We start from the raw sequence: 20,368 nt of genomic DNA, 5'->3' as shown, positions 1-20,368 counted from the left end.
CTGTTTTCTCTCGGTGCCAGTATGGTGCTCGGTGGTGTGGCGCAGATGCTGGCACCGAAAGCCAGAACTCCCCGTACACAGACAACGGATAACGGCAAACAGAACACCTATTTTTCCTCACTGGATAACATGGTTGCTCAGGGCAATGTTCTGCCTGTTCTGTACGGTGAAATGCGTGTGGGGTCGCGGGTGGTTTCTCAGGAGATCAGCACGGCAGACGAAGGGGACGGTGGTCAGGTTGTGGTGATTGGTCGCTGATGCAAAATGTTTTATGTGAAACCGCCTCCGGGCGGTTTTGTCGTTTATGGAGCATGACGAATGGGTAAAGGCAGCAGTAAGGGGCATACCCCGCGCGAAGCGAAAGATAACCTGAAATCCACGCAGCTGTTGAGTGCGATTGATGCCATCAGCGAAGGGCCGATTGAAGGTCCGGTGGATGGATTAAAAAGTGTGCTGCTGAACAGTACGCCGGTGCTGGACAGTGAGGGGAATACCAATATCTCCGGCGTCACGGTGGTGTTCCGGGCAGGTGAGCAGGAGCAGTCACCGCCGGAGGGATTTGAATCCTCCGGTTCCGAGACGGTGCTCGGTACGGAAGTGAAATATGAAACGCCGATCACCCGGACCATCACGTCGGCAAACATCGACCGTCTGCGCTTTACCTTCGGTGTACAGGCACTGGTGGAAACCACCTCAAAGGGAGACAGGAATCCGTCGGAAGTCCGCCTGCTGGTTCAGATACAACGTAACGGTGGCTGGGTGACGGAAAAAGACATCACCATTAAAGGCAAAACCACCTCACAGTATCTGGCCTCGGTGGTGGTGGGTAACCTGCCGCCGCGCCCGTTTAATATCCGGATGCGCAGGATGACGCCGGACAGCACCACAGACCAGCTGCAGAACAAAACGCTCTGGTCGTCATACACCGAAATTATCGATGTGAAACAGTGCTACCCGAACACGGCACTGGTCGGCGTGCAGGTGGACTCGGAGCAGTTCGGCAGCCAGCAGGTGAGCCGTAATTATCATCTTCGCGGGCGCATTCTGCAGGTGCCGTCGAACTATAACCCGCAGACGCGGCAATACAGCGGTATCTGGGACGGAACGTTTAAGCCAGCATACAGCAACAACATGGCATGGTGTCTGTGGGATATGCTGACCCACCCGCGCTACGGCATGGGGAAACGTCTTGGTGCGGCGGATGTGGATAAATGGGCGCTGTATGTCATCGGCCAGTATTGCGACCAGTCGGTGCCGGACGGTTTTGGCGGTACGGAGCCGCGCATCACCTGTAATGCGTACCTGACCACACAGCGTAAGGCGTGGGATGTGCTCAGTGATTTCTGCTCGGCGATGCGCTGTATGCCGGTATGGAACGGGCAGACGCTGACGTTCGTGCAGGACCGACCGTCAGATAAGGTGTGGACCTACAACCGCAGTAATGTGGTGATGCCGGATGATGGCGCGCCGTTCCGCTACAGCTTCAGCGCCCTGAAGGACCGTCATAATGCCGTTGAGGTGAACTGGATTGATCCGGATAACGGCTGGGAGACGGCGACAGAGCTTGTGGAGGACACGCGGGCCATTGCCCGTTACGGTCGTAATGTCACGAAGATGGATGCCTTTGGCTGTACCAGCCGGGGGCAGGCACACCGCGCCGGGCTGTGGCTGATTAAAACGGAGCTGCTGGAAACGCAGACCGTGGACTTCAGCGTGGGCGCAGAAGGGCTTCGCCATGTACCGGGCGATGTTATTGAAATCTGTGATGATGACTATGCGGGTATCAGCACCGGCGGGCGCGTGCTGGCGGTGAACAGCCAGACGCGGACACTGACGCTCGACCGTGAAATCACGCTGCCATCCTCCGGTACCACGCTGATAAGCCTGGTTGACGGAAGTGGTAATCCGGTCAGCGTGGAGGTCCAGTCCGTCACCGACGGCGTGAAGGTAAAAGTGAGCCGTGTTCCTGACGGCGTTGCCGGATACAGCGTGTGGGGGCTGAAGCTGCCGACGCTGCGCCAGCGCCTGTTCCGCTGCGTGAGTATCCGTGAGAACGATGACGGCACGTATGCCATCACCGCCGTGCAGCATGTACCGGAAAAAGAAGCCATCGTGGATAACGGGGCGCACTTTGACGGTGACCAGAGCGGCACGGTGAATGGTGTCACGCCGCCAGCAGTGCAGCATCTGACCGCCGAAGTCACTGCAGACAGCGGGGAATATCAGGTGCTGGCGCGCTGGGACACGCCGAAGGTGGTGAAGGGCGTGAGCTTCCTGCTTCGCCTGACCGTGGCAGCGGACGATGGCAGTGAGCGGCTGGTCAGCACGGCCAGGACGACGGAAACCACATACCGCTTCACACAACTGGCTCTGGGGAACTACAGGCTGACAGTCCGGGCGGTAAATGCGTGGGGACAGCAGGGCGATCCGGCGTCGGTATCGTTCCGGATTGCCGCACCGGCAGCGCCATCGCGGATTGAGCTGACGCCGGGGTATTTTCAGATAACGGCGGTCCCGCGTCTTGCGGTGTATGACCCGACGGTACAGTTTGAATTCTGGTTCTCAGAAAAACGCATCACGAACACGGCACAGGTGGAAAAATCTGCCCGTTATCTGGGGACCGGCAGTCAGTGGACTGTCCAGGGCGATCGGATTAAGCCGGGGATGGATTTCTGGTTTTATGTGCGCAGTGTCAACCTGGTGGGCAAGTCTGCATTTGTGGAAGCCAGCGGGCAGGCCAGCAATGATGCAAAAGGGTATCTGGAATTTTTCCGTGGTCTGATAGATGAGACGCTGCTGGGGCAGGCACTGAAAAAGCGCATTGATGCGTCAGCCCTGCGATCGGATGTCACTCAACTGGAAGAGAATATCGGACAACTGGAAGAAGACATCCGCCAGCGGATGGACACGGATATTGCGGAAGTGACCCGGAAAATCGGGGAGGCGGAAAACAGCCTCACGCAGCTGGTTGCGAAAAAGAATGAGGATCAGACGCTGGCCATCGCGCAGGTGAGTCAGAAAGTGGACCGTGTCAGCAGTGAAATCTCACAGACGGTCAGTCAGAGCAGTGAGGAAAATACCCGACAGATAGCACAGGTCCGCCAGTACGTGGACAAAAAGCAAAGTGAAATCAAGCAGACAGTCAGCCAGGGCCAGTCAGAAAACGCCCGGCAGATAGCACAGGTCCGTCAGTACGTGGATGAAAAAGGGAGTGAAATTGCCTCGACCACGGATAAAAAGCTGGGTGACCAGGCCGTGACCATACAGCAAATCCAGCGGGTTCAGTCAGACACGCGCAATGAGCTGAATGCCATGTATATGCTGAAGGTGCAGAAAACAAAAAACGGTATTCCCTATGTGGCCGGGATTGGCGCGGGGATCGAGGATGTCGATGGTCAGACGCTGAGTAACATTCTGCTGCAGGCCGATCGCATTGCGATGATTACTCCGGAGAACGGTAACACCACGCCGTTATTTGTGGCGCAGGGGAATCAGCTGTTCATGAACGACGTGTTCCTGAAGCGACTGTTTGCGGTGAGCATCACGTCATCCGGCAATCCTCCGACGTTTTCCCTGACGCCGGATGGCAGGCTGACAGCCCGCAATGCGGATATCAGTGGAGCCATCACGGCGAATACCGGCACGCTCAATAATGTCACCATTAACGAGAACTGTGTCATCAGAGGGAAACTGTCTGCAAACCAGATTGAAGGCGATCTCGTTAAAACAGTGGGTAAGGCTTTCCCTCGTGACTCCCGTGCACCGAAGCGTTGGCCATCAGGAACCATTACCGTCAGGGTTTATGACGATCAGCCGTTTAACCGGCAGATTGTTATTCCGGCGGTGGCTTTCAGCGGTGCCAGACATGAGCAGGAGAACAGCGATACTTATTCGTCATGCCGCCTGATAGTGAAGAAAAACGGTGCTGAAATTTATAACCGTACCGCGCTGGATAATACGCTGGTTTACAGTGGTGTTATTAATATGCCTGCTGGTCGCGGCGACATGACGCTGGAGTTTTCTGTATCAGCATGGTGGGTAAATGGCTGGTATCCCACAGCAAGTATCAGCGATTTGCTGGTTGTTGTGATGAAGAAAGCCACTGCAGGCATCACGATTAGCTGAATTTTATAACCCATATACGGGCGCCAGAAATGGCGCCTTTTTTATTGCAGAAAAGCGAGAGGTAATTATGCGTAAATTATGTGCAGCCATTTTGTCCGCAGCCATCTGTCTGTCCGTATCCGGTGCGCCTGCATGGGCGTCTGAACATCAGTCCACACTGAGCGCGGGGTATCTTCATGCCCGTACGAACGCTCCCGGCAGCGATAATCTGAACGGGATTAACGTGAAATACCGTTATGAGTTTACGGACGCGCTGGGGCTGATTACGTCCTTCAGTTATGCCAATGCTGAGGATGAGCAAAAAACGCACTACAGCGATACCCGCTGGCATGAAGATTCCGTGCGTAACCGCTGGTTCAGCGTGATGGCGGGGCCGTCTGTACGCGTGAATGAATGGTTCAGCGCGTATGCGATGGCGGGTGTGGCTTACAGCCGTGTGTCGACTTTCTCCGGGGATTATCTCCGCGTAACTGACAACAAGGGGAAAAAGCACGATGTGCTGACCGGAAGTGATGACGGTCGCCACAGCAACACGTCTCTGGCGTGGGGAGCTGGCGTGCAGTTTAACCCGACCGAATCCGTGGCCATTGATGTCGCTTATGAAGGCTCCGGCAGCGGTGACTGGCGTACCAACAGTTTCATCGTGGGTGTCGGTTATAAGTTCTGATTAGCCAGGTAACACAGTGTTATGACAGCCCGCCGGTTCAGGCGGGCTTTTTTATGGAGTGGATATGGCAGCAGTAAAAATCTCAGGTGTGCTGAAAGATGGCACAGGAAAACCAGTACAGAACTGCACCATTGTGCTGAAGGCCAGACGGACCAGCAGCACGGTGGTGGTGAACACGGTGGCCTCTGAAAATCCGGATGAAGCCGGGCGTTACAGCATGGATGTTGAGTATGGCCAGTACAGCGTCACCCTGCTGGTTGAAGGTTTTCCGCCTTCACATGCCGGGACCATTACCGTCTATGAAGGTTCCAGACCAGGTACGCTGAATGATTTTCTCGGCGCCATGACGGAGGATGATGTTCGTCCGGAGGCACTGCGCCGTTTTGAGCTGATGGTGAATGAAGTGGCACGTCATGCCGGAGCATCATCACAGAGCGCAGCGGCAGCAAAGAAATCCGAAACTGCCGCGGCATCATCGAAGAACGCGGCGAAAACCTCAGAAACGAATGCAGCTAACAGCGCACAGGCGGCAGCGGCCTCGCAGACTGCATCGGCAAACTCCGCGACAGCAGCCAAAAAATCAGAAACCAACGCGAAAAATAGCGAGACAGCCACAAAGGCCAGCGAAAAAAACGCAAAATCCAGCCAGACGGCAGCGAAAACCAGTGAGACGAATGCCAAAGACAGTGAAGCCAACGCAAAGGTGAGCGAAACAGCGGCGGCGAACTCGGCGAAAGCATCGGCAGCAAGCCAGACGGCAGCAAAAGCAAGTGAAGATGCTGCCAGAGAATACGCAAACCAGACAGCAGAGCCGTACAGATATGTTTTACAGCCGCTGCCGGATGTGTGGATACCCTTTAATGATTCGCTGGATATGATTACGGGCTATTCTCCGGGTTATAAAAAAGTGAAGATTGGTGATAATGTGGTTCAGGTTGCCAGTGATAAACAGGTTAATTTCAGTCGCGCATCAACGGCAACATATATCAATAAATCTGGCGAACTGAAAACGGCGGAAATTAATGAGCCACGATTTGAAAAAGAAGGTTTATTGATTGAAGGTCAGCGAACCAACTACATGTTGAATTCAGCAACTCCAGCTTCTTGGGGTAAATCTGCAAATATGAATGTCGCTGAGGTTGGAACTGATAGTTTTGGTTTTACTTATGGAAAGTTTGTTTGTAACGATTCTCTGATTGGGAAAACGTCAGCCATTAATATGGCATCAATTGCTGCTACAAAGTCAGTTGATGTTTCAGGCGATAACAAGTACGTGACAACCTCATGTCGTTTTAAAACAGAACGACAGGTAGGGTTGCGTATCCGCTTTGATAAATATGACGGTAGTGCAACAACTTTTCTTGGTGATGCATATATTGATACACAAACGCTTGAAATTAATATGACAGGTGGCGCGGACTCAAGGGTTACAGCGAGAGTCAGAAAGGACGAAGCTACCGGATGGATTTTTGCAGAGGCAACAATCCTGGCAATTGATGATGAGTTAAAAATAGGATCTCAGATACAGTATTCTCCTAATCAGGGCGGAGCAACCGTATCTGGAGACTATATTTATCTGGCCACCCCTCAGGTTGAGGATGGTTCGTGTGCATCATCTTTTATTATCTCAGGAACGACGGCGGCTACCCGCGCAAGCGATATAGTTACAGTTCCAATTAATAATAATCTTTATAATCTTCCTTTTACGGTTCTTTGTGAGGTACATAAGAACTGGTATAAAACGCCAAATGCAGCGCCGCGTGTTTTTGATACCGGCGGTCATCAAACCGGAGCGGGGATCGTAATGGGGTTTGGTTCATCAGGTGGGTACGACGGTTTTCCGTATTGCGATATAGGTGGTTCAGACCGACGAATAAATGAAAATGCCGGGCTGAAAAAAATGCTTATTGGTATGCGGGTAAAGTCCGAACGGTCTACATGTGCAGTAAGTAACGGGCGTATATCCAGCGAAACAAAAACCACATGGGAATATATCCGGAGTACAGCAACCATTCGCATTGGTGGACAAACTACAGCAGGATTACGCCATTTATTTGGGCATGTGAGGAATTTTCGTCTCTGGCATAAAGAGCTAACAGATGCGCAGCTTGGGGAGGTTGTGAAGTGAGAGATTTCACGTTGCGTTTCAGTGATAAAGCAGATTTCAGGGCATTTCTCAGGAAACTTAACTGGGAAGAGGACGAAGAGCTGCAGAATGCCGTTCTGGTTGATGAGATTGGTTTTACGTTCAGGGAGACAGATGTTTCTGATGACGGAGAACCAGAATACACGCGAAACGAAGGGTACTTTGTTAATATCCGTCTTCTTGACGATGGATTTGATGATTCCGTGTTCCGTGAGTGGGTGGTTACACCAGAGCGCCCGCTCAGGGAGTGGTTTTAAGGATAGCAGATGGATATCACGTCGATACTTCATGCGCTTTGTGCCGTGGCGGTGCAGGTACTGGCTGGTCTTTTTACCGGAAACTGGGCTTACGGGGCGATAGCCGGTTGTACGTTCTTCATTGCGCGTGAACACACCCAGGCAGAATATCGCTGGATTGAAATGTTCGGGCATGGCAAGCGGATTAACATGCCGTGGTGGGGCGGTTTTGATCCACGCGCGTGGGATGTGGCAAGCCTGATGGATTTTGCTGTGCCGGTGGTGGCGTGTCTGCTGATCTGGATGTTGATCCGTTAAATATAAAAAGTAAAAAGCCGCAGTAACTTGTCATGACAGGATACTGCGGTTGGCTGGTTAACTTTCGATAGTGCGAGTATTGAATGATTTCCAGCCGTTACCGATTTTACGTGTTTATTAGTGAACAAACCACTCGTCAGCAGACTCCCAGGTATCTTTCAGAGTCTCCTGAACAAATGTTTTTGCAGAATCCTTATCTGCTGTGCGTGTAACAGAAAGCCCATCATTGCTGGTGGCTTTTACGATCACTTCTACATCGTCATAACGCTTACTGATGCGTCGGGTTAATTCTTCCTTTAACGCATCCACAGCACCGGTTGGCATTTTAGTCATTTTTTCTTTGGCTATGCAGATTTCAATACGCATAAAAGTCCCTCTATACTGTGTTTGTATACAGTGTTATTTTTAACTGTATAGATAAACAGTGTCAAGGGTGAGGGAAAGTGATTTTTTGGGGCATGCATGGGGCAAAAATATTTGTTGTGGGGCATTTTGGGGCATGATTGGGACACTTTGTTACATATGAACTTTGCCGATTTTCATATGACATGGCAATCCAACGCTTTGATTATTCTAAAGAAAACACATGCTCTTGGGCGTTCTTTAGTGATTTTTAAAAATCCCGTATCACGCAGTTAAAGTGGCGGGCATACTCTTCAAGGCTGGTGATCCCCAACCGCACCCATTTAGGATGCGACCATTGCGGCAGACCGATGTAAATCATAATGCGTTGAGGATCTCTTCCACACTGCGCACACGGGCGATGCGTGGGTAGATATGGTTGATGCTGTTATTGTGCTGCTCGGCGCTGGCGGCGCTACAGGCATCTTCGGCAATCACCAGATTAAAACCGAGTTCCCAGGCATTGCGGGCGGTGGATTCAACACCGATATTGGTCGAGATCCCACATAAAACAATGGTATCGATACCCCGGCGGCGTAATTGCAACTCCAGATCCGTACCGTAAAACGCACCCCATTGACGTTTGATGATTTCGATATCGCTGTCGGTTGCACCTAATGCAGCAGGATGTTGCCACCAGTTTTCGGGTAACACTTTAGCGGGGGAGGGGACATCAACCGGCTGTTTTAATGCTTCGGCATAATCGGCAGACCAGCCAACGCGCACCAGAAACACGGGCTGACCGCTCGCGCGAAATTTCGCCGCCAGCTTCCCGGCGCGATTAACCACCTCATCGGCAGTATGTGGACCTCCGGCAAAAGGTAAGATGCCTTCTTGTAAATCAATCACCACCAGCGCAGTGGTTTTAGCATTAAGTTCAAGCATGATGACTCCTGACAAAACAAAATCGTGCCTCTCACCTTAATGCGATTAGCCGATGGCGGAACGACAAATTTTGTTAATTTTTATGAGTTCGGGCAACACCTTTATAGCAAACTGGCGTAGAGTCTGATTTCAGGCCCGATATAAAGTGGTAACGAGGCGTTCCAGCGCGGGCCAGGCTCTTACGGTGCGGCAGAATTTCCAGTATAATAGCCGCCTTTTTTCATTCAGTTGTGACATACAGCTAACGCTGCGACTTGGTCACCTGCGCAGCAGGGGGCATCCGCCGGCAGCTAAGTTAAGGGATATCTCATGCGTACAGAATATTGTGGACAGCTCCGTTTGTCCCACGTGGGGCAGCAGGTGACTCTGTGTGGTTGGGTCAACCGTCGTCGTGATCTTGGTAGCCTGATCTTCATCGATATGCGCGACCGCGAAGGTATCGTGCAGGTATTTTTCGATCCGGATCGTGCGGACGCGTTAAAGCTGGCCTCTGAACTGCGTAATGAGTTCTGCATTCAGGTCACGGGCACCGTACGTGCGCGTGACGAAAAAAATATTAACCGCGATATGGCGACCGGCGAAATCGAAGTGCTGGCGTCCTCGCTGACTATCATCAACCGCGCAGATGTTCTGCCGCTTGACTCTAACCACGTCAATACCGAAGAAGCGCGTCTGAAATACCGCTACCTCGACCTGCGTCGCCCGGAAATGGCTCAGCGCCTGAAAACCCGCGCTAAAATCACCAGCCTGGTGCGCCGTTTTATGGATGACCACGGCTTCCTCGACATCGAAACTCCGATGCTGACCAAAGCCACGCCGGAAGGCGCGCGTGACTACCTGGTGCCTTCTCGTGTGCACAAAGGTAAATTCTACGCACTGCCGCAATCCCCACAGTTGTTCAAACAGCTGCTGATGATGTCCGGTTTTGACCGTTACTATCAGATCGTTAAATGCTTCCGTGACGAAGACCTGCGCGCTGATCGTCAGCCTGAATTTACTCAGATCGATGTGGAAACTTCTTTCATGACCGCGCCGCAAGTGCGTGAAGTGATGGAAGCGCTGGTGCGTCATCTGTGGCTGGAAGTGAAGGGCGTGGATCTGGGCGATTTCCCGGTAATGACCTTTGCGGAAGCCGAACGCCGTTACGGCTCTGATAAACCGGATCTGCGTAACCCGATGGAACTGACCGACGTTGCCGATCTGCTGAAATCCGTTGAATTTGCAGTATTTGCAGGTCCGGCGAACGATCCGAAAGGTCGCGTAGCGGCTCTGCGCGTTCCGGGCGGCGCATCGCTGACCCGTAAACAGATCGACGAATACGGTAACTTCGTTAAAATCTACGGCGCGAAAGGTCTGGCTTACATTAAAGTTAACGAGCGCGCGAAAGGTCTGGAAGGTATCAACAGCCCGGTAGCGAAGTTCCTTAATGCAGAAATCATCGAAGCCATTCTGGATCGTACTGCCGCGCAAGATGGCGATATGATTTTCTTCGGTGCCGACAACAAGAAAATTGTTGCCGACGCGATGGGTGCACTGCGCCTGAAAGTGGGTAAAGACCTTGGTCTGACCGACGAAAGCAAATGGGCACCGCTGTGGGTTATCGACTTCCCGATGTTTGAAGACGACGGTGAAGGCGGCCTGACGGCAATGCACCATCCGTTCACCTCACCAAAAGACATGACGGCAGCAGAACTGAAAGCTGCACCGGAAAATGCGGTGGCGAACGCTTACGATATGGTCATCAATGGTTACGAAGTGGGCGGTGGTTCTGTGCGTATCCATAATGGTGATATGCAGCAGACGGTGTTTGGTATTCTGGGTATCAACGAAGAGGAACAGCGCGAGAAATTCGGCTTCCTGCTCGACGCCCTGAAATACGGTACTCCGCCGCACGCAGGCCTGGCATTCGGTCTTGACCGTTTGACCATGCTGCTGACCGGCACCGACAATATCCGTGACGTTATCGCCTTCCCGAAAACCACGGCGGCGGCGTGTCTGATGACTGAAGCACCGAGCTTTGCTAACCCGACTGCACTGGCTGAGCTGAGCATTCAGGTTGTGAAGAAGGCAGAGAATAACTGATATGACTTATAAGCGTCCCGTTTCGATCTTGGTGGTCATCTATGCACAAGATACGAAACGGGTGCTGATGTTGCAGCGGCGTGACGATCCCGATTTCTGGCAGTCGGTAACCGGCAGCGTGGAAGAGGGTGAAACCGCGCCGCAAGCTGCCATGCGCGAAGTAAAGGAAGAGGTCACCATCGATGTTGTCGCTGAACAACTGACCTTAATTGACTGTCAGCGCACGGTAGAATTTGAAATTTTTTCACATTTACGTCATCGCTATGCGCCGGGCGTGACGCGTAATACGGAATCATGGTTCTGTCTTGCGCTCCCGCACGAACGCCAGGTCGTCTTCACTGAACATCTGGCCTACAAGTGGCTTGATGCGCCTGCTGCGGCGGCGCTCACTAAGTCCTGGAGCAACCGGCAGGCGATTGAACAGTTTGTAATTAACGCTGCCTGAACAGGCAGGGCTATCTGGAGATATTTTTATGGCAGGTCATAGTAAATGGGCCAACACCAGACATCGTAAAGCTGCGCAGGATGCTAAGCGCGGTAAAATCTTCACTAAAATCATTCGTGAGCTGGTAACTGCAGCTAAGCTCGGCGGTGGCGATCCGGACGCTAACCCGCGTCTGCGTGCAGCAATTGATAAAGCATTGTCTAACAACATGACCCGTGACACTCTGAACCGCGCAATCGCACGTGGTGTGGGCGGTGATGATGATGCAAACATGGAAACCATCATCTACGAAGGTTACGGTCCTGGCGGCACGGCAATCATGATTGAATGTCTGTCTGACAACCGCAACCGTACCGTTGCTGAAGTGCGCCATGCATTCAGTAAATGTGGCGGTAACCTCGGTACTGATGGTTCCGTAGCTTATCTGTTCAGCAAAAAAGGCGTGATCTCCTTCGAGAAAGGCGATGAAGACACCATCATGGAAGCAGCGCTGGAAGCAGGTGCTGAAGACGTTGTGACCTATGATGACGGCGCAATTGATGTCTACACTGCATGGGAAGAAATGGGTAAAGTGCGCGACGCTCTGGAAGCGGCAGGTCTGAAAGCAGACAGCGCGGAAGTTTCCATGATCCCGTCCACCAAAGCTGATATGGATGCAGAAACCGCACCGAAACTGATGCGTCTGATCGATATGCTGGAAGATTGCGACGACGTGCAGGAAGTCTACCATAACGGTGAAATCTCTGATGAGGTTGCAGCGACTCTCTGATGGGGCCTGCTAAACAGCAAAACGGAGACGCGTGATGGCTATTATTCTCGGCATTGACCCGGGTTCGCGCGTGACCGGCTATGGCGTCATCCGCCAGGTAGGCAGGCAATTGTCCTACCTGGGTAGCGGATGCATACGCACCAAAGTGGATGATTTACCGTCTCGTCTGAAGCTCATCTATGCGGGCGTGACGGAAATCATTACCCAGTTCCAGCCTGATTATTTCGCCATTGAACAAGTCTTTATGGCGAAGAACGCTGACTCAGCCCTGAAACTGGGGCAGGCACGCGGCGTGGCGATTGTGGCGGCGGTGAATCAGGAATTGCCGGTATTTGAATATGCGGCACGTCAGGTAAAGCAAACGGTGGTAGGTATTGGTAGTGCTGAAAAAAGCCAGGTGCAGCATATGGTCCGCACCTTGCTGAAACTGCCCGCTAATCCACAGGCGGACGCCGCCGATGCGTTAGCTATCGCGATTACCCATTGTCACGTCAGTCAGAATGCGATGCAGATGAGCGAATCGCGGCTGAACCTGGCGAGAGGGCGACTGCGTTAAGTTATACCGCCTCGGTCAGTTCCGGCTGAGGCGTTTCCACTCCCTCCGCATGAATCAACACCAAACCCGGATGATGCCACAAACTGGCTGGCGTGACGGTTTTACGCTCCCACGGAATAGAACCTAAGAACCAGAATTTCCAGAAAGTGAGTTTTGCATTCGGATTGCTATTTAACAATTCTCCAAACGTCTCTATTTCACCCACCGGAATACATAGCGCTTTTTTATAAATATCAAAAACAAATTTTGAACAGAACTGGCGCGAAGATTCGTATTTAAAACCGGTGTGGTAAAGTTTGCGTAGCCGGGAGGGAACCTGTTCAACAATTCGTTGTTTTTGTTGTTCTGTAAGCCCGGCGTCTAATCGCTTTATAGCATAGCGTTGATTAGAAGAACGTTTAATAAAACGAGATAGCGTGGTGATGGTTGAAAGGGGAACCCGGCTTTCTGCAACCATGAAGTCTTCACCGTTATGACCGATAATGATCCCGACGTGATTACTCCAGCAATTTGATGCAGCTGATATTTGACCAAATAAGGCAGCACCTATACATGTAAAGACGATATCACCAATTTCATATTCAGCAGGATAATTAATATTCACATTGTCATTCCATTGAAATAGATACGAATATACGTAATAGCATAAAAAATTTATTTTTTCAGGAGGCGCAATATGTATTTTTATTACGCATTTCTTCGCTGAATATGTAATATTTAAATATTTGCTTCCAATATAACCTGTAGAAAAAATTCTACTGCGCCATTTTTCAGATCATCGGGACGCCTCGCAAGTTTTCTTCATCCTTCGCTGGATATCTATCCAGCATTTTTTTATCATACAGCATTATCTTTGATTCATTACGCAGGAGCGTCATGTGATAGGCAGACTCAGAGGCATCATCATTGAAAAACAACCCCCGCTGGTGTTAATTGAAGTGGGCGGCGTAGGCTATGAAGTGCATATGCCGATGACCTGTTTTTATGAACTCCCTGAAGCGGGTCAGGAAGCGATCGTTTTCACCCACTTTGTGGTGCGTGAAGACGCGCAACTGCTGTACGGTTTTAACAATAAACAAGAGCGCACGTTGTTCAAAGAGTTGATCAAAACCAACGGCGTCGGCCCGAAGTTGGCGCTGGCGATCCTCTCCGGAATGTCAGCGCAGCAGTTCGTTAATGCCGTTGAGCGTGAAGAAGTGGGGGCACTAGTGAAACTGCCGGGTATTGGCAAAAAAACCGCCGAACGCTTGATTGTTGAAATGAAAGACCGATTTAAAGGTTTGCATGGCGATCTCTTTACGCCAGCCGCCGACCTGGTACTCACATCACCTGCCAGCCCGGCGACCGACGATGCTGAACAGGAAGCGGTTGCCGCGCTGGTGGCGCTGGGCTATAAACCACAAGAAGCAAGCCGCATGGTGAGCAAAATCGCTCGCCCTGACGCCAGCAGTGAAACATTAATTCGCGAAGCCCTACGCGCCGCGTTATGAGGTAAAGGATGATTGAAGCAGACCGTCTGATTTCTGCCGGTACCACTTTGCCGGAAGATGTGGCAGATCGCGCCATTCGCCCTAAATTACTGGAAGAGTATGTTGGTCAGCCGCAGGTTCGTTCACAGATGGAGATTTTCATCAAAGCAGCGAAACTGCGCGGCGATGCCCTCGATCATCTGTTGATTTTTGGTCCTCCGGGGTTGGGTAAAACTACGCTTGCCAACATTGTCGCCAATGAAATGGGCGTTAATTTACGCACGACTTCTGGTCCGGTGCTGGAAAAGGCCGGCGATCTGGCAGCGATGCTCACTAACCTTGAACCGCATGACGTGCTGTTTATTGATGAGATCCACCGTCTTTCGCCAGTGGTGGAAGAGGTGTTGTATCCGGCAATGGAAGACTACCAACTGGATATCATGATTGGTGAAGGTCCGGCGGCACGCTCCATTAAAATTGATTTGCCGCCGTTTACCCTGATTGGTGCAACCACGCGCGCAGGTTCGCTGACATCACCGTTGCGCGATCGTTTTGGTATTGTGCAGCGTCTGGAGTTTTATCAGGTGCCGGATCTGCAATATATCGTCAGTCGCAGCGCACGCTTTATGGGGCTTGAGATGAGTGATGACGGCGCGCTGGAAGTTGCTCGTCGCGCTCGCGGTACGCCACGTATTGCCAACCGTCTGCTGCGTCGAGTGCGTGATTTCGCCGAAGTGAAGCACGATGGCACCATCTCGGCTGATATCGCTGCTCAGGCGCTGGATATGCTGAATGTCGATGCCGAAGGTTTCGATTATATGGACCGCAAATTGTTGCTGGCGGTAATCGATAAGTTCTTTGGTGGGCCGGTAGGCCTGGATAACCTGGCGGCTGCCATTGGCGAAGAACGTGAAACCATTGAGGATGTGCTGGAACCTTATTTGATTCAGCAAGGCTTTTTGCAGCGTACACCGCGCGGGCGTATGGCGACAGTGCGGGCGTGGAACCACTTCGGCATCACGCCGCCAGAAATGCCGTAAGTCGGATCGGTCGCTCGCGGCGCATCCGACACTGGCAGTGTTGCCTGATGCGCCGCCGTTCATTCGCGTCTTATCAGGCCTACCAGAGATAGCGAACAGTGGGTCGGATAAGGCGCTCGCGCCGCATCCGACAAATGTGTTCAGCGACAGATTAGCTGGCCTGCTTTTTCATCATACTGATAATAAATAACAGTGCCGCACATAGCACTACCGACGGACCCGCCGGCGTATCGTAAAATGCGGAAAAGGTTAAACCGCCAGTTACTGCCACCATTCCCACCAAAACAGCGACACCGGCCATCTGTTCCGGCGTGCGGGCAAAGCGACGCGCTGTAGCTGCAGGAATAATCAGCAACGAAGTAATAATCAACGCGCCGACAAATTTCATCGCTACACCAATCGTCAATGCCGTCACCAGCATCAACAACAATTTCACGCGCTGTAATTTCACACCATCAACAAACGCCAGATCCGGGCTAATCGTCATCGACAGCAAATTGCGCCATTGCCAGAACAAAATCGCCACCACGATGACCACGCCAATTGCAATAGAGATGAGATCTTCTGGCGTCACTGCCAGCAAATCACCGAACAGGTAAGCCATCAAATCAACACGAATGTTAGACATCAGACTCACGACCACCAGGCCCAGCGACAGGGCACTGTGCGCCATAATCCCTAATAATGTGTCGATCGCCAGCTGTGGGCGCTTCTCCAGCCATACCAGACCGCCCGCCAGCAGCAGCGTAACGGCAATTACCGCATAGAATGGATTCACGTCCAGCAACAAACCAAACGCGACGCCAAGTAATGAGGCATGAGCCAGCGTATCACCGAAATAAGACATACGACGCCAGACCACAAACGAACCCAGCGGACCCGCGGCACAGGCGAGCATGATCCCGGCTAACCAACCGGGAAATAATAATTCAATCATGAGCGATCATTTCCCCGACGCAAAACAATTCGTCCCTGTAAATCGTGACGATGATTATGATGATGGCGATAGATACCCAGTTGTTCAGCACCACGAGGACCAAACATAGAAATAAACTCCGGATGCAGGGAAACAACTTCCGGTGTACCGGAACAACAAATGTGGTGATTCAGGCAAAGCACTTCATCGGTTTTTGCCATTACCAGATGCAGGTCGTGAGAGACCATTAAAACGCCACAACCCAGTTCGCGACGCAACTGGTCAATAAGGTCATATAACGCCACCTGACCATTCACATCAACGCCTTGAGTGGGTTCATCCAGCACTAATAATTGCGGTCGATTTAACAATGCTCGCGCTAACAATACACGCTGTGTTTCGCCACCCGAGAGCTTTTGCATCGGTGCGTTAATCAGATGCCCGGCCTGGACACGTTTCAGTGCAGGCAAAATATCTTCTTTATGTGTGTCAGGGCGTAAGCGTAAAAAACGGTTTACGGTCAGTGGCAACGTGGTGTCGAGATACAGCTTCTGCGGTACATAGCCGATGCGCAGTTTTCCGTTGCGCTTGATAACCCCTTCATCGGGTGTTACCAGCCCGAGCACTACCCGTACCAGTGTCGACTTACCTGCGCCATTTGGCCCAAGTAAAGTCAAAATTTTTCCAGGTTTAAGTTCCAGCGACACATCAGAGAGGACGCGGCGTTGGCCAAAAGAAACCGAGACATTTTCCAGGGAAACCAGACTTGTCATGTTAATTTTAGTCTTGCAGTAGTCATGAAATGTTATAATATCACACTTCTCATATTCATTACGATGATTGGTCGCATTATGTTACATAAAAAAACGCTTCTTTTCGCAGCATTATCCGCCGCTCTCTGGGGCGGTGCAACACAGGCCGCAGATGCTGCCGTTGTCGCTTCGCTTAAACCCGTTGGGTTCATCGCTTCTGCCATTGCTGATGGGGTAACAGAAACGGAGGTTTTACTACCTGACGGCGCTTCAGAACATGATTATTCACTGCGTCCATCAGATGTAAAACGCTTACAGAACGCGGACTTAGTCGTTTGGGTTGGCCCGGAGATGGAAGCGTTCATGCAAAAACCGGTAAGTAAATTACCTGAAGCGAAACAGGTAACGATTGCGCAGCTAGAGAATGTGAAACCGCTGCTGATGAAAAGTATTCACGGCGATGATGATGATCACGACCACGCGGAAAAAAGTGACGAAGATCACCATCACGGCGATTTCAACATGCATCTTTGGCTTTCCCCAGAGATAGCGCGGGCTACAGCGGTTGCAATCCATGGAAAATTAGTGGAACTTATGCCGCAAAGTCGAGCCAAACTTGACGCCAACCTGAAGGATTTTGAGGCACAATTAGCCTCAACCGAAAAGCAGGTTGGTAACGAGCTCGCGCCGCTCAAGGGGAAAGGTTATTTCGTTTTTCACGATGCTTACGGCTATTTCGAAAAACAGTTCGGACTGACACCGCTTGGTCATTTTACCGTTAACCCTGAGATTCAACCTGGCGCGCAGCGTTTACATGAAATAAGAACACAGTTGGTTGAGCAAAAAGCAACCTGCGTTTTTGCTGAGCCACAGTTCAGGCCAGCGGTCGTTGAGAGCGTCGCACGAGGGACATCCGTTCGTATGGGAACGTTGGATCCCCTGGGGACGAATATCAAACTGGGTAAAACAAGCTATTCAGAATTCCTGAGTCAATTAGCCAACCAGTATGCGAGCTGCCTGAAAGGAGATTAATGAGGAAGTGATTACGTGCAACAGATAGCCCGCTCTGTCGCCCTGGCGTTTAATAATTTACCGCGACCACACCGCGTTATGTTGGGGTCGCTCACCGTTCTTACTCTGGCCGTCGCTGTCTGGCGGCCCTATGTTTATCACCGCGATGCCACGCCAATTGTCAAAACCATTGAGCTGGAACAGAACGAAATTCGTTCGCTCTTACCTGAAGCCAGTGAGCCGATTGATCAAGCTGCACAAGAAGATGAAGCCATTCCCCAGGATGAACTGGATGACAAAATCGCCGGTGAAGCGGGCGTGCATGAATATGTTGTTTCCACTGGCGATACGCTAAGCAGCATTCTCAATCAGTATGGTATTGATATGGGTGATATCACCCAACTGGCTGCTGCCGACAAAGAATTGCGTAACCTGAAAATCGGTCAACAACTCTCCTGGACATTAACCGCGGACGGCGAACTGCAGCGCCTCACCTGGGAAGTGTCTCGTCGTGAAACCCGAACCTATGACCGTACTGCCGCTAACGGTTTTAAAATGACCAGCGAAATGCAGCAAGGAGAGTGGGTCAACAATCTGCTGAAAGGTACCGTCGGGGGAAGCTTTGTTGCCAGCGCCAGAAACGCCGGTTTAACCAGCGCCGAAGTGAGCGCAGTGATTAAAGCCATGCAGTGGCAAATGGATTTCCGCAAACTGAAAAAAGGCGATGAATTTGCGGTGTTAATGTCACGAGAAATGCTTGATGGTAAACGTGAGCAAAGCCAGCTGCTGGGCGTACGTTTGCGTTCAGAAGGTAAAGATTATTACGCAATCCGCGCTGAAGATGGCAAATTCTACGATCGTAACGGTACTGGTCTGGCGAAAGGATTCTTGCGATTCCCGACGGCGAAACAGTTCCGTATCTCATCTAACTTTAACCCGCGTCGTACTAATCCGGTGACTGGTCGTGTTGCGCCACACAGAGGTGTTGATTTCGCCATGCCACAGGGTACGCCGGTGCTTTCAGTGGGTGACGGTGAAGTGGTGGTTGCCAAACGCAGTGGCGCAGCAGGTTATTATGTGGCTATTCGTCATGGTCGCAGCTACACCACGCGTTATATGCACTTGCGCAAGATTCTGGTGAAACCGGGACAGAAGGTGAAACGTGGCGACCGTATCGCGCTTTCCGGTAATACCGGACGTTCAACCGGGCCGCATCTGCACTATGAAGTATGGATAAACCAGCAGGCCGTAAACCCGCTGACGGCAAAACTGCCGCGTACCGAAGGGCTGACCGGCTCCGATCGTCGCGAATTCCTGGCGCAGGCCAAAGAGATTGTGCCGCAGCTACGGTTTGATTAATTAACATCCATTCGCAGCCGGTACGCAGTCAGTACCGGCTTTTTTTATTTGGTGCGGGGCAAGTTGCGCCGCTACACTATCACCAGATTGATTTTTGCCTTATCCGAAACTGGAAAAGCATGGAAACGAAAAAAAATAATAGCGAATACATTCCTGAGTTTGATAAATCCTTTCGCCACCCGCGCTACTGGGGAGCATGGCTGGGCGTAGCAGCGATGGCGGGTATCGCTTTAACGCCGCCAAAGTTCCGTGATCCCATTCTGGCACGGCTGGGACGTTTTGCCGGACGCCTGGGAAAAAGCTCACGCCGTCGTGCGTTAATCAATCTGTCGCTCTGCTTTCCAGAACGTAGTGAAGCTGAACGCGAAGCGATTGTTGATGAGATGTTTGCCACTGCGCCGCAAGCGATGGCAATGATGGCTGAGTTGGCAATACGCGGGCCGGAGAAAATTCAGCCGCGCGTTGACTGGCAAGGGCTGGAGATCATCGAAGAGATGCGGCGTAATAACGAGAAAGTGATCTTTCTGGTGCCGCACGGTTGGGCCGTCGATATTCCTGCCATGCTGATGGCCTCGCAAGGGCAGAAAATGGCAGCGATGTTCCATAATCAGGGCAACCCGGTTTTTGATTATGTCTGGAACACGGTGCGTCGTCGTTTTGGCGGTCGTCTGCATGCGAGAAATGATGGTATTAAACCATTCATCCAGTCGGTACGTCAGGGCTACTGGGGATATTATTTACCCGATCAGGATCATGGCCCAGAGCACAGCGAATTTGTTGATTTCTTTGCCACCTATAAAGCGACGTTGCCCGCGATTGGTCGTTTGATGAAAGTGTGTCGTGCGCGCGTTGTACCGCTGTTTCCGATTTATGATGGCAAGACGCATCGCCTGACGATTCAGGTGCGCCCACCGATGGATGATCTGTTAGAGGCGGATGACCATACGATTGCGCGGCGGATGAATGAAGAAGTCGAGATTTTTGTTGGTCCGCGACCAGAACAATACACCTGGATATTAAAATTGCTGAAAACTCGCAAACCGGGCGAAATCCAACCGTACAAGCGCAAAGATCTTTATCCCATCAAATAAAAAAAGCCTCTCGCGAGGAGAGGCTTCCGCCGTGTGATAAGTTCAAGTTTGCTTCAGAAGATTCGAAATCTGTTGAACTATCATTGAACTGTAGGCCGG

At 51.5% G+C, this 20,368-nt stretch carries 20 protein-coding genes and 2 pseudogenes; 16 read left to right on the top strand and 6 right to left on the bottom strand.

The window, feature by feature from the left end:
- The 6 genes and pseudogenes from G434_RS28945 to G434_RS19750 form a co-directional block, all read left to right on the top strand.
- Window positions 1-258 (top strand): annotated as a pseudogene (locus G434_RS28945) (tail assembly protein); the annotation flags it as partial.
- A 60-nt stretch (window positions 259-318) separates the two neighbouring features.
- Entirely contained in the window at window positions 319-4,125 is a 3,807-nt protein-coding gene (locus G434_RS19730; RefSeq protein ID WP_016239022.1) for a phage attachment tail tip protein J, read from the top strand.
- A 67-nt stretch (window positions 4,126-4,192) separates the two neighbouring features.
- On the top strand, window positions 4,193-4,792 hold the full coding sequence (locus G434_RS19735) for an Ail/Lom family outer membrane beta-barrel protein (RefSeq protein WP_016239021.1): 600 nt from the start codon (window positions 4,193-4,195) through the stop codon (window positions 4,790-4,792).
- 64 nt (window positions 4,793-4,856) lie between these two features.
- Window positions 4,857-6,920 (top strand): prophage tail fiber N-terminal domain-containing protein, encoded by a 2,064-nt coding sequence (locus G434_RS19740; RefSeq protein ID WP_016239020.1) that lies wholly within the window; start codon window positions 4,857-4,859, stop codon window positions 6,918-6,920.
- Entirely contained in the window at window positions 6,917-7,195 is a 279-nt protein-coding gene (locus tag G434_RS19745; protein WP_001204581.1) for a hypothetical protein, read from the top strand. The genes G434_RS19740 and G434_RS19745 overlap by 4 nt, the downstream gene beginning before the upstream one ends.
- A gap of 9 nt (window positions 7,196-7,204) precedes the next feature.
- Window positions 7,205-7,492, top strand: a complete 288-nt coding sequence (locus tag G434_RS19750) for a hypothetical protein (protein ID WP_001513565.1) — start codon at window positions 7,205-7,207, stop codon at window positions 7,490-7,492.
- A 117-nt stretch (window positions 7,493-7,609) separates the two neighbouring features.
- On the opposite strand, the gene G434_RS19755 is transcribed toward G434_RS19750, so the two are convergent.
- The 3 genes and pseudogenes from G434_RS19755 to G434_RS19760 all read right to left on the bottom strand — a co-directional run bounded on the left by G434_RS19755 (window position 7,610) and on the right by G434_RS19760 (window position 8,779).
- The gene (locus tag G434_RS19755; protein WP_001217553.1) at window positions 7,610-7,858 is read right to left on the bottom strand and encodes a DinI-like family protein; all 249 of its coding nucleotides are present in this window, start codon (window positions 7,856-7,858) and stop codon (window positions 7,610-7,612) included.
- Window positions 7,859-8,120: 262 nt separating this feature from the next.
- Window positions 8,121-8,216, bottom strand: a pseudogene (locus tag G434_RS30655) (hypothetical protein); the annotation flags it as partial.
- Window positions 8,213-8,779: a hydrolase gene (locus G434_RS19760; protein WP_000891630.1), complete on the bottom strand. Its 567-nt coding sequence runs from the start codon at window positions 8,777-8,779 to the stop codon at window positions 8,213-8,215. The pseudogene G434_RS30655 and the gene G434_RS19760, both read right to left, overlap by 4 nt.
- 309 nt (window positions 8,780-9,088) lie before the next feature.
- Here G434_RS19760 and aspS point away from each other — a divergent pair, with 309 nt between their 5' ends.
- Genes aspS through ruvC form a run of 4 tightly spaced genes read left to right on the top strand, consistent with a single transcriptional unit; the run spans window position 9,089 to window position 12,631 of the window.
- Entirely contained in the window at window positions 9,089-10,861 is a 1,773-nt protein-coding gene (aspS, locus tag G434_RS19765) for an aspartate--tRNA ligase (RefSeq protein WP_001258662.1), read from the top strand.
- Window positions 10,854-11,306, top strand: coding sequence for a dihydroneopterin triphosphate diphosphatase (nudB, locus tag G434_RS19770; protein ID WP_076611058.1), 453 nt, complete (start codon window positions 10,854-10,856; stop codon window positions 11,304-11,306). The genes aspS and nudB overlap by 8 nt, the downstream gene beginning before the upstream one ends.
- 28 nt (window positions 11,307-11,334) lie before the next feature.
- On the top strand, window positions 11,335-12,075 hold the full coding sequence (locus G434_RS19775) for a YebC/PmpR family DNA-binding transcriptional regulator (RefSeq protein WP_000907234.1): 741 nt from the start codon (window positions 11,335-11,337) through the stop codon (window positions 12,073-12,075).
- Between the two features lie 34 nt (window positions 12,076-12,109).
- The gene (ruvC, locus tag G434_RS19780) at window positions 12,110-12,631 is read left to right on the top strand and encodes a crossover junction endodeoxyribonuclease RuvC (protein WP_001295503.1); all 522 of its coding nucleotides are present in this window, start codon (window positions 12,110-12,112) and stop codon (window positions 12,629-12,631) included.
- Between the two features lies 1 nt (window position 12,632).
- Here the strand turns inward: ruvC and G434_RS19785 are convergent, their stop codons facing one another.
- Window positions 12,633-13,235: a YebB family permuted papain-like enzyme gene (locus G434_RS19785; protein ID WP_001024936.1), complete on the bottom strand. Its 603-nt coding sequence runs from the start codon at window positions 13,233-13,235 to the stop codon at window positions 12,633-12,635.
- A gap of 70 nt (window positions 13,236-13,305) precedes the next feature.
- Between G434_RS19785 and yobI the strand changes: the two genes are divergently transcribed.
- From yobI to ruvB, 3 genes are all read left to right on the top strand, one after another.
- Window positions 13,306-13,371, top strand: coding sequence for a stress response small protein YobI (yobI, locus tag G434_RS28935; protein ID WP_072123646.1), 66 nt, complete (start codon window positions 13,306-13,308; stop codon window positions 13,369-13,371).
- Between the two features lie 138 nt (window positions 13,372-13,509).
- Window positions 13,510-14,121: a Holliday junction branch migration protein RuvA gene (gene ruvA / locus G434_RS19790; RefSeq protein WP_000580323.1), complete on the top strand. Its 612-nt coding sequence runs from the start codon at window positions 13,510-13,512 to the stop codon at window positions 14,119-14,121.
- 8 nt (window positions 14,122-14,129) lie between these two features.
- Window positions 14,130-15,140 carry a Holliday junction branch migration DNA helicase RuvB gene (gene ruvB, locus G434_RS19795; protein WP_000568522.1) on the top strand — a complete coding sequence of 337 codons (1,011 nt, stop codon included), beginning with the start codon at window positions 14,130-14,132 and terminating at the stop codon, window positions 15,138-15,140.
- A 151-nt stretch (window positions 15,141-15,291) separates the two neighbouring features.
- Here ruvB and znuB read toward each other — a convergent pair whose 3' ends face one another.
- Both znuB and znuC read right to left on the bottom strand, forming a co-directional pair.
- Entirely contained in the window at window positions 15,292-16,077 is a 786-nt protein-coding gene (gene znuB, locus G434_RS19800) for a zinc ABC transporter permease subunit ZnuB (protein ID WP_000571478.1), read from the bottom strand.
- A complete protein-coding gene (znuC, locus tag G434_RS19805; protein ID WP_000202988.1) occupies window positions 16,074-16,829 on the bottom strand; it encodes a zinc ABC transporter ATP-binding protein ZnuC in 756 nt (251 codons plus the stop codon). The genes znuB and znuC overlap by 4 nt, the downstream gene beginning before the upstream one ends.
- A gap of 78 nt (window positions 16,830-16,907) precedes the next feature.
- Here znuC and znuA point away from each other — a divergent pair, with 78 nt between their 5' ends.
- The 3 genes from znuA (at window position 16,908) to lpxM (ending at window position 20,269) form a co-directional block, all read left to right on the top strand.
- Window positions 16,908-17,840, top strand: coding sequence for a zinc ABC transporter substrate-binding protein ZnuA (gene znuA, locus G434_RS19810; protein WP_001376899.1), 933 nt, complete (start codon window positions 16,908-16,910; stop codon window positions 17,838-17,840).
- A gap of 15 nt (window positions 17,841-17,855) precedes the next feature.
- Complete coding sequence (gene mepM, locus G434_RS19815; RefSeq protein WP_001184045.1) at window positions 17,856-19,178, top strand: murein DD-endopeptidase MepM; 1,323 nt, start codon at window positions 17,856-17,858, stop codon at window positions 19,176-19,178.
- Between the two features lie 119 nt (window positions 19,179-19,297).
- Window positions 19,298-20,269 (top strand): lauroyl-Kdo(2)-lipid IV(A) myristoyltransferase, encoded by a 972-nt coding sequence (lpxM, locus tag G434_RS19820; protein ID WP_000448381.1) that lies wholly within the window; start codon window positions 19,298-19,300, stop codon window positions 20,267-20,269.
- Window positions 20,270-20,368 lie beyond the last annotated feature (99 nt).

Source organism: Escherichia sp. KTE172 (assembly GCF_000408845.1).
Taxonomy (GTDB): Bacteria; Pseudomonadota; Gammaproteobacteria; order Enterobacterales; family Enterobacteriaceae; genus Escherichia; species Escherichia coli.
Note: the sequence above shows the minus strand (reverse complement) of the source record. Positions and strands in the feature narration are given on the sequence as shown.